Origin of the sequence: Streptomyces zinciresistens K42 (genome assembly GCF_000225525.1) — a bacterium.
In the GTDB taxonomy this organism is placed as follows: Bacteria; Actinomycetota; Actinomycetes; order Streptomycetales; family Streptomycetaceae; genus Streptomyces; species Streptomyces zinciresistens.
Window position 1 is genome coordinate 1 of sequence record NZ_AGBF01000227.1, and the last position, 9,569, is coordinate 9,569.

General features: G+C 74.4%; 8 protein-coding genes. 4 read left to right on the plus strand and 4 right to left on the minus strand.

Going from position 1 to position 9,569, the window contains the following annotated elements; all coding sequences use genetic code 11:
- The first annotated feature begins 233 nt into the window (after positions 1-233).
- Together SZN_RS32340 and SZN_RS32345 are read left to right on the plus strand one after the other, a co-directional pair.
- Complete coding sequence (locus tag SZN_RS32340) at positions 234-1,061, plus strand: methyltransferase (RefSeq protein WP_007503372.1); 828 nt, start codon at positions 234-236, stop codon at positions 1,059-1,061.
- Positions 1,062-1,351: 290 nt separating this feature from the next.
- Positions 1,352-1,744: a DUF3040 domain-containing protein gene (locus tag SZN_RS32345; RefSeq protein ID WP_007503375.1), complete on the plus strand. Its 393-nt coding sequence runs from the start codon at positions 1,352-1,354 to the stop codon at positions 1,742-1,744.
- A gap of 285 nt (positions 1,745-2,029) precedes the next feature.
- Here SZN_RS32345 and SZN_RS32350 read toward each other — a convergent pair whose 3' ends face one another.
- The 4 genes from SZN_RS32350 to SZN_RS32365 form a co-directional block, all read right to left on the minus strand.
- Positions 2,030-4,414 carry a transglutaminase TgpA family protein gene (locus SZN_RS32350; RefSeq protein WP_007503376.1) on the minus strand — a complete coding sequence of 795 codons (2,385 nt, stop codon included), beginning with the start codon at positions 4,412-4,414 and terminating at the stop codon, positions 2,030-2,032.
- Entirely contained in the window at positions 4,411-5,763 is a 1,353-nt protein-coding gene (locus SZN_RS32355; RefSeq protein WP_007503378.1) for a DUF58 domain-containing protein, read from the minus strand. Before SZN_RS32355 ends, SZN_RS32350 begins: the two co-directional genes overlap by 4 nt.
- A complete protein-coding gene (locus SZN_RS32360) occupies positions 5,760-6,791 on the minus strand; it encodes an AAA family ATPase (protein WP_043734229.1) in 1,032 nt (343 codons plus the stop codon). Before SZN_RS32360 ends, SZN_RS32355 begins: the two co-directional genes overlap by 4 nt.
- A 276-nt stretch (positions 6,792-7,067) precedes the next feature.
- Positions 7,068-7,616, minus strand: coding sequence for a beta-class carbonic anhydrase (locus tag SZN_RS32365; protein WP_007503382.1), 549 nt, complete (start codon positions 7,614-7,616; stop codon positions 7,068-7,070).
- A gap of 437 nt (positions 7,617-8,053) precedes the next feature.
- Here SZN_RS32365 and rsmH point away from each other — a divergent pair, with 437 nt between their 5' ends.
- Positions 8,054-9,010, plus strand: coding sequence for a 16S rRNA (cytosine(1402)-N(4))-methyltransferase RsmH (gene rsmH, locus SZN_RS32370; protein ID WP_078509048.1), 957 nt, complete (start codon positions 8,054-8,056; stop codon positions 9,008-9,010).
- Positions 9,011-9,085: 75 nt separating this feature from the next.
- On the plus strand, positions 9,086-9,569 hold a 484-nt coding region (gene ftsL / locus SZN_RS32375; RefSeq protein ID WP_007503393.1), incomplete at its 3' end, for a cell division protein FtsL.

A 9,569-nucleotide genomic window follows, 5' to 3' on the forward strand; every position in this document is an offset into this window, starting at 1 on the left:
GCGCGTCGCGGGCGCGGGCCGACCGGAGCGCACCGGCCGCGCCACGGGCGGTGACGCGGCCGTCCGCCCGGCGGGACGGCCCGCGTCGCACGGCACCGCGATGGCCGCCCGGCCCGCCGGAGGCAATAGGGTGGAAGGCGCCTGAAGCCTTCCTGCCCTGATCCGGGCCCGGGAGGCAGCCCCCGTTCCCTCCGCCGTCGTCACGGCGGTGCCGCGCCGAGGAGTCAATCGCCGTGTCGGACCCGATGCGCCCGCCCGTCTCCGCCGACCGTCCTCAGCCGGCATCGCTGCGCCCCGACCCCGCCCGGCCCCGCGCGTCGGTGCGGACCGCCGTGGTCTGGGAGGTCCTCCAGGACGCCCTGGACCGCCGGGTCAAGGCCACGGGCCGGCAGGCCCTCGACGTCCTGGACACCGGCGGCGGCAGCGGCAACTTCGCCGTGCCCCTGGCCCGCCTCGGGCATCGCGTCACCGTCGTCGACCCCAGCCCGAACGCCCTCTTCGCCCTGGAGCGCCGGGCCGCCGAGGCCGAGGTCGCCGACCGCGTGCGCGGTGTCCAGGGCGACGCCCACGGGCTGTTCGACGTCGTCGAGCGCGCGGGCTGCGACGTCGTGCTGTGCCACGGCGTCCTGGAGTACGTGGACGACCCCGCCGAGGGCGTGCGCAACGCGGTCGCCGCCCTGCGCCCCGGGGGCGTGCTGAGCCTGCTCGCCGCCGGTCTGGGCGGCGCGGTCCTCGCCCGCGCCCTCGCCGGGCACTTCAAGGAGGCCAAGCAGGCCCTGGGGGACCCGGACGGCCGATGGGGCCAGGGTGACCCGGTGCCGCGCCGCTTCACCGCCGCGCAGCTCACCGCACTGGTCGAGGGCGCCGGCCTCGCGGTCGGCGCCGTGCACGGGGTGCGGGTCTTCGCGGACCTGGTGCCCGGGGTCCTGGTGGACACCGAGCCCGGGGCCCGGGAGGCCCTGCTGCAGCTGGAGGAGGCGGCGGCCGAGCTGCCCGCCTTCCATGCCGTCGCCACGCAATTGCATGTGCTCGGGGAGGCCAGGGAGGCCGCCGGGGCCTGAGAGGTCCCTGTGAGCACACTCCCGGCGTACGCCTTGATCAGGGACTTGGCTGCACATGGAGTACGCCACAGGCCCCCCGATCGGGCGTTCAGCGCCGTATGATCGGGGGAGACCGTTCCGGCATGACGGGTCGGCCGCTGGGGAATGCAGATCTCAGTGAGCCGGGACGCCCATGCCGGAGCCCGGTTGGCCAATTGGCGTAGAGGGGCGGGTTTCACGGGGGCGATTCCCTGCCTATCCTGAAGGGACCCCCCGGGTCGCCCCGGCGACTGCACGATGAGGAGGACTCCGTGCCGCTCTCGGAGCACGAGCAGCGCATGCTCGAGCAAATGGAGCGAGCGCTGTACGCCGAAGATCCCAAGTTCGCGACAGCGCTTGAGGGAAGCGGGCTGCGCACGTACACCCGGCGACGGGTCTACCAGGCGGTCGCGGGCTTCCTCGTAGGTATCGCGCTCCTCATGGCTGGAATGGTCGCCCAGCAGGTCTGGCTCAGCGTGGTGGGCTTCCTCGTCATGCTGGGCTGCGCCGTGCTCGCCGTGACCGGCTGGCGCAAGGCCCCCAAGCCGGGTGAGCAGGCCGCCGCAGGCCCGCAGACCCGCAGCCAGCCACGCGAGAAGCGCTCCATGATGGACCGCATCGAACAGCGCTGGCAGCGCCGCCGCGACGAGCAGGGCGGTCACTAGCCCCGGTCGCGCGGCTCCCGTACGCCGCAGGGGGTGTCCACCGGTGGGTGGGCGCCCCCTGACGTGTGCCCGCGCGGAGGGGGTCCAGGCCGCGCGGGTCCGCCCCGGGCCGCGCGTGAGGCGGAGCCGTCTCCTCCGGGGTCATGCGCCGGCTCCCCGCCGGCCCCCGGCCCACGCGTGAGGCCGAGCCGCAGCGGCTCCGCCTCACGCCGTACCGTCCGGGCCCCGCCCCGCCTCAGCCCCGTGAGGCACCCGCGCCCGCCCGGGAATCCGGCGGGCCGGGTGTCACCCCCGCTGACCCGGCGCGGACGGCCGGGTCCAGGTGGGCCGTGCCGCGGCGATCCGTCGCCTGACCAGCGCCCACCGCTCGGCCAGACCCCACACCACCCGCACGGCGGAACGCGGGGCGAGCAGCGCGCGCAGCCTGGCCGCGCGGCCCGCCCGGGACGCCAGATCCGACCGTACCCGGCGGACCTCCTCCGCCAGACCGGCCGGCGGACGCGGCTGCGGGGCGTACAGGACCTGCTCCACCGCGTCGGCGACCCGGTGGACCGCGTCCGCCGCCGGAGGATCGAGCCGGCCCAGCCGGACGATACGGGCCGCGGTCCGGCGGGGGGTCTGGGAGTCGTCCGGCGCGATGCCGAAGTCCCATGCCGTGTCGGTCAGTTCACGCCAGACCGCGAGCGTGTGCAGCGCCACGTCCGACGGTGTGCGGCCCTGCCCCGCGAGCCGTACCGCTCTCGTGCGCAGCCGCCACAGCAGGGGCACCGACGGGATCAGCAGGACCGCCAGCCCGCCCAGCGCCCAGGCCAGCGCCGGATACCAGCGCGGGCCGTCACCGCCGCCCGCGGGCGCCGCCGCCGGGGACTCGCTCGCGCACGGGGCGGGACCGCCCTGCTCGCAGCTCTCGCCCGCCGAGGCCGAGGCGGAGGGACCGGTGCTCGCCGACTGCGTCGGCCGCGCCGGGTCGGGCAGCGTCGAGTCGGACGACTCCGGCTCGGTGTAGGCGGGGGCCGAGCCCCGGCTCGGGGTCGGCTCGAAGCGGGTCCAGCCCACCCCCTCGAAGTACACCTCGGGCCAGGCGTGCGCGTCCTTCAGCCCCACCGTCACCTTCCCGCCGCCCTGCGGGGTGCCGGGCGCGAAGCCCACCGCGACCCGGGTCGGGATGTCCAGGGAGCGGGCCATGGCCGCCATGGCGAACGAGAAGTGGACGCAGAAGCCCTCCTTGTCCCGCAGGAAGTTGGCGATGGCGTCCCGGCCGGTGCCGACCTTCACCTCGGTGTCGTACCGGAAGCCGCCGGTGATGGTGAAGTAGTCCTGGAGCTTGACCGCCTGCTCGTAGTGGTTGGCCGCCCCCTTGGTGATCTCACGCGCGGTCGACGCGACCACCGCGGGCAGCGTGTCGGGCAGCTCGGTGTACTCGCGCTGCAGGGCCTCCGGCGCCTCGGGAGCCTCGGCCAGCTGCTTCGCCGTCGGCTGCACGTCCAGACTGCGCACCGTGTACGTCATCCCGCGCGTGGTCTGGCGGCGGTCGCCCACGACCGTCATCCCCAGCGGCTCGTACCGCCAGTTGCCCGAGATGTCCACCCGGCTCGGCGGGTACGGCATCGGCAGCCAGTTCTGGGCGTACCAGTTGGCGGCCCTGATCGTCGTCTCGACCTCGGTGCGCTTGATGCCGGGGCTCAGCCCCGACGGGGTGGGGAACCTGTCCGGCACGGCCTCGATCGAGCGCTTGGAGGGCTGCCACGTCGTGCCGTCGAACCTGTCGAGGGACACGATCCGCAGGTACATGCTGGAGATGTCGGTCGAATTGGTCTTCAGGGACAGGACCTCGCGGTCCTCGTCCACATTGAGGCTGTCGCGCAGCGACACCAGCGGGTTCACCGCGGAGACGGTGCCGCCGTCGCCACTGCCGCCGCCCCCTCCCCGGCCCGCGGTGTCCAGCAGACCGCCGTCCATCGCGGGCAGGGCGAGCGGCACCACCAGGGCGATGCCCAGCGCGACCGCGCCGATCCGGCGCCCGGTGCGCACCGGAGCCACCGCGCCGCTCGGCTCCGCGCCCGGCGCGCGCGGGCCGCCGCTGAAGACCCGGCCCCACTGCGAGAGCCGGTCGCGGCCCTCGGCCAGCAGCAGCATCAGATAACCGACGGCGGCGAGCACGAAGAACAGCCCGTCCGCGCCGCCCTCGGAGAGCCCCGCCGCCACCGAGTACAGCGCCAGCAGCGGCAGTCCGGCCGGGGCGGCGCTGCGGAACGTCACCGCGACGGTGTCGACCGCCAGCCCGATGACCAGCACACCGCCGACGAGCATCAGACGGATGCCGTCCGACAGCGGCGCCGGGATCGAGTACCGGCTGACGTCGTCGCCGCCGGCCCGCAGCAGGTCGCCGAAGTACCGGAAGGCATCCGGGCCGGGGACCACCCCGGCGATCGCCTGCCGGCCCGCGAAGACCACGGTCAGCAGCAGCAGCGCCGCCAGGGCCTGCACCGCCACCGTCAGGGGCCGTGCGAGCGGCACCCGCCGGGCCGCCATGCCGACGCCCGTCTGGATCGCCAGCAGGAAGGCGGCCTGCACCAGCCAGCCGGCCGGAGAGACCAGCGGCAGCAGCGCGCACGCCGTCAGCAGGGTGGCCGCGGCGGCGCACAGCGCCATCCGGGTGCGTCCGCTCATGCCGGCACCTCCCCGCCGCCTGCCGTGGCCAGTCCGCCGCGCTCGCGGTCCGCCTGCCGCCACAGGCGGTCCAGCGACACACCGCGCGGCACGCTCAGGGCCGTCCAGCCCGCCTCGCGCAGCATCCGCAACCGCTCCTCACCCCGGTCCGTCGCGGCCGGCTCCCGCACCCACGCACCGCTGTCCAGCACGAAGGCGATCGCGCCCCCGCTGCGCTGGCGCATCTTGGCGGCCACCGCCGCCTGCTCCTCGTCGAGATCGCCGAAGAAGGCGATCAGCAGTCCCTCGTTGCCGCCGCGCAGCAGGTCGTACGCGTGCGACAGACCCGTGCCGTCGGAGTGGTCGATCACCGACAGGGTGTCCATCATCAGACCGGCCGCGTCCGCCGACTCCTGGCTCGCGCCCGCGAACCCGTCGGCTCCCTCACCGGGCACGGAGCTGCCGGTGTCCGTCAGCAGCCGCACCGAGAACCCCCGCTCCAGCATGTGGACCAGCACGGACGCCGCGCCCGAGACCGCCCACTCGAAGGCCGAGTCGGGGCCCGCCCCCCGGTAGGCGAGCTCCCTGCTGTCCAGCAGCACCGTGCAGCGCGCGCGCTGCGGCTGCTCCTCGCGGCGCACCATCAGCTCGCCGTAGCGGGCGGTGGAGCGCCAGTGCACGCGGCGCAGGTCGTCGCCGTGGCGGTAGCCGCGCGGGATCACGTCGTCCTCACCGGCCAGGGCCAGCGAGCGCTGCCGCCCGTCGCCGTAGCCCCTCGCCTCGCCGCTGAAGCGGACCGGCGGCAGCGGCTCCACGCGAGGGATGACGGTGAGGGTGTCGTACGTCGAGAAGGAGCGCGTCAGCTCGCACATCCCGAAGGGGTCGCTCAGGCGCAGCTGGAGCGGGCCCAGCGGATAGCGGCCGCGCAGGTCGGAGCGGACCCGGTAGGACACCTCGCGGTGGCCGCCTGCCTCCACCCGGTCCAGGACGAAGCGGGGCCGCGGCCCGAGCACGTACGGCACCCGGTCCTGGAGCATCAGCACGCCCGTGGGCAGCCGCGACACGTTGTCGACCCGCAGGTGCACGCGGGCCTCGCTGCCCGCCGGCACGCGCGCGGGGGAGAGCCGTCGGCCGCCCGCGACCCGGTAGCGGGTGCGGTACAGCACGCTCGCGCAGACCAGCGGCAGCGCGCAGAGCAGCAGCCCGACGCGCAGCAGGTCGCTCTGGCCGAGGACGTACGCGCAGACGGCGGCCGCGACACCGGCGGCCAGGAAGGAGCGCCCGCGCGTGGTCAGACCGGCCAGGGCCGTGCGGAACCCGCTGCTGTCACCGCGGTCCGCCTCGGCCTGGCCCGTCCCGCCGGAGGTCATCCAAGCCTCCGCGGCGGCTGGCCGTATCCGGCGCGCCCGAGGCCGCCGAAGCCGCTCTGCTGGGGAGCGGAGGGGACGGGCGTCCGCTGGAGGATCTCCTGGACTACCTGCTCGGAGGAGCGGCGGTTGAGCTGCGCCTGCGCGGTCGGCAGCAGGCGGTGCGCCAGCACGGCCACGGCCAGGGCCTGGACGTCGTCCGGCAGCGCGTACTCCCGGCCGCTGAGGGCGGCCGCCGCCTTCGCCGCGCGCAGCAGGTGCAGCGTCGCGCGCGGCGAGGCGCCGAGTCTGAGGTCGGGATGGCTGCGGGTGGCGGAGACCAGCTCCACCGCGTACCGGCGGACGGGCTCGGCGACATGGACGCCGCGGACGGCGTCGATCAGCTTCACGATGTCGTGCGCGTGCGCCACCGGCTGCAGGTCCTCCAGCGGCGAGGCACCGCCGTGGACGTCGAGCATCTGCAGCTCGGCCTCCACGCTGGGGTAGCCGACGGAGACCCGGGCCATGAAGCGGTCGCGCTGGGCCTCGGGCAGCGGATAGGTGCCCTCCATCTCGACCGGGTTCTGGGTGGCCACCACCATGAAGGGGCTGGGCAGCTCGTAGGTCTGGCCGTCGATGGTGACCTGGCGCTCCTCCATGGACTCCAGCAGCGCGGACTGCGTCTTCGGCGAGGCCCGGTTGATCTCGTCGCCGATCACGATCTGCGCGAAGATCGCGCCGGGCTTGAACTCGAAGTCCCTGCGCTGCTGGTCCCAGATGGACACACCGGTGATGTCGGACGGCAGCAGGTCGGGCGTGAACTGGATGCGCCGCACCGAGCAGTCGATGGACCGCGCAAGCGCCTTGGCCAGCATGGTCTTGCCGACGCCGGGGACATCCTCGATCAGAAGATGCCCTTCGGCGAGCAGCACGGTCAGCGAAAGCCGTACGACCTCGGGCTTGCCCTCGATCACACCCTCCACCGAACTGCGGACACGCTCCACAGTGGCGGTCAGATCAGTGAGGCTCGCTCGATCGTCATAGGTCGTCACCCGGCCCTCCTCGGCCCGTTCTTGCCGGGCCGACACGGTGCGGACCGGCCCTCCCCTGGAACACGGGCACCACGCGGGAAACGTTCCGCGTGCCGCCACACTCGCATTCTTCCTGCCGTTACCGTTTCGTGTCACTCGCCTGTGGACAACTGCCAGCGATATGTCGGGTCTTACGGCCTTTTGGGCCCGCCCGCGCGCAGATTGACAGCGAAACGACAGGCCCGCCGCACGGTCACGGGACCCGCGCGGGGCCGTCCGGGCGGGCCGCGCCGGCGGTCAGCCCGCGTCGACCTCGCGCAGCAGACCCGTCCGCACGTCGAAGACGAAGCCCCGCACGTCGTCGGTGTGCAGCAGGAACGGCGAGGTCCGCACGCGCTGCATCGACTGGCGCACGTCCTGGTCGACGTCCCGGAAGGACTCCACCGCCCACGCCGGGCGCTGGCCGACCTCCAGCTCCAGCTCGGTGCGGAAGTCCTCGGTGAGGGCCTCCAGACCGCAGCCGGTGTGGTGGATGAGCACGATGCTGCGGGTGCCGAGCTTGCGCTGGCTGATGGTGAGCGAGCGGATCACGTCGTCGGTGACGACGCCGCCCGCGTTGCGGATGGTGTGGCAGTCGCCGAGTTCGAGGCCGAGCGCGGCGTGCAGGTCGAGGCGGGCGTCCATACAGGCCACCACGGCGACGTGGAGCACGGGACGGGCGTCCATGCCGGGGTCGCTGAACGCGGCGGCGTACTGCCCGTTGGCGTCGACCAGGCGGTCGGTGACCGTACCGCCGTGCGCTATCGCGCCGTCCGGACCAGTGGGAACCGATGCAGAAGTCGTCATACCCACGACGTTACTGGTCACCCGCGCGACGGTCCTGCTGTGAGGGGGGACAAAGAAGGCCATCGCGCCTTGTTGTGAGCTGACCCACAGGGGCGGCGTGCGTACGGCCATTCGGGCGGTTTCCCGCGGGCCGGGCATCGCGTGAACCCGCGGCGGCGACGCGCAGGCCGGTTGATTGACCGCGCGACAGCGTGGACTAAAGTGGCGCGAAGCGGGAGGCGAGACCCCCTGCTGGACTGAATCCCCCGGAGATCCCGGCGACTTTCCGGAGATTTCCCCGCGTGCGCGGCGCGTACGTACGGCTCGGCCTCCTCCGGCTCCCGGTCGGCTGACGCTCCCGGCGCCGGCGGACCTCCCCTTCAGCGGGGTTCCCCCCGGCTCGCCGGGGGCGGGCGGGGACCCGGCGGTGCGTGCGCCGCCGGATCTGAGAGGCCCCCTTGAGCCAGAGTCGACATGTCCCGGTGATGCTCCAGCGGTGCCTGGACCTGTTGGCCCCCGCACTGGAGCGCCCGGACGCGGTCGTCGTCGACTGCACGCTCGGGCTCGGCGGCCACAGCGAGGCCCTCCTGGAGCGCTTCCCCGAGGCCCGGCTCGTCGCCCTCGACCGCGACAAGGAGGCGCTGCGCCTGTCCGGCGAGCGCCTGGCCCGCTTCGGCGAGCGGGCGCTGCTCGTGCACGCCGTCTACGACGAGCTCCCGGAGGTCCTGGACCGGCTCGGCACGCGGCGCGTGCAGGGCGTGCTGTTCGACCTCGGGGTCTCCTCGATGCAGCTCGACGAGGCCGACCGCGGCTTCGCCTACGCCCAGGACGCCCCCCTCGACATGCGGATGGACCAGACGACGGGCATCAGCGCCGCCGAGGTCCTCAACACCTATCCGGCCGGTGAACTCGTCCGCATCCTGCGCGCGTACGGCGAGGAGAAGCAGGCCAGGCGGATCGTCGCCGCCGTGGTGCGCGAGCGCGACAGGGAGCCGTTCTCGCACAGCGCCCGGCTCGTGGAGCTGATCCGGGACGCGCTGCCGCAGGCCGCCAAGCGCACCGGCGGCAACCCCGCCAAGCGCACCTTCCAGGCGCTGCGCATCGAGGTCAACGGCGAACTGTCCGTCCTGGAACGGGCGGTCCCGGCCGCCGTGGGGGCCCTCGCCGTGGGCGGACGGATCGCCGTCCTGTCGTACCAGTCCCTGGAGGACCGGCTGGTCAAGCAGGTCCTCGCGGCCGGCGCGGCGAACACCGCGCCGCCCGGACTGCCCGTCGTGCCCGAGCGGTACCAGCCCCGGCTCAAGCTGCTGACGCGTGGTGCCGAACTTCCCACCGAGGAAGAGGTCGCCGAGAACCGGCGCGCGGCACCGGCGCGCCTGCGCGGCGCCGAGCGGATCAGGGAGTCCATCGAATGAGGGCCGTGAGGCAGGGGCGGGCGTCCGGGGCCGGGGCGCACCGCGAACGGGAGAACCGGACCCGGTGGAGGGCCAGTGCGTAGGAAACCCGAACTGAGGGGCCGGGCCGCCCGGCTGGCCCGGCTCTTCCCGGCGGGGGCCGCCAGAGCGGCCCGCGCCCCCTTCGTCCTCCTCGTCGTCCTGCTCCTGGGCGGCGGTCTCATCGGTCTGCTCGTGCTGAACTCCGCCCTCAGCGAAGGCGCGTTCAAACTGGACGACCTCCAGAAGGAGACCAAGGCCCTCACCGACGAGGAGCAGTCGCTCCAGCGGGACATCGACGCCTACTCCGCGCCCGACGCCCTCCAGCGCCGCGCCCGCGAACTCGGCATGGTCCCCGGCGGCGACCCCGCATTCCTCGCCCCGGACGGCACCGTCAAGGGCTCCCCGAGCCCCGCGCCCGCCGACCCGGCCGCCGCGCGCGCCCCGCTCGCCCCCGAAGCGCTCCTCGGCACCCCCGCGGTGCCCCCGGTCCCCGGCACGGCGAGTGCCACCGCCGCCCCCGGCACGGCGAGTGCCACCC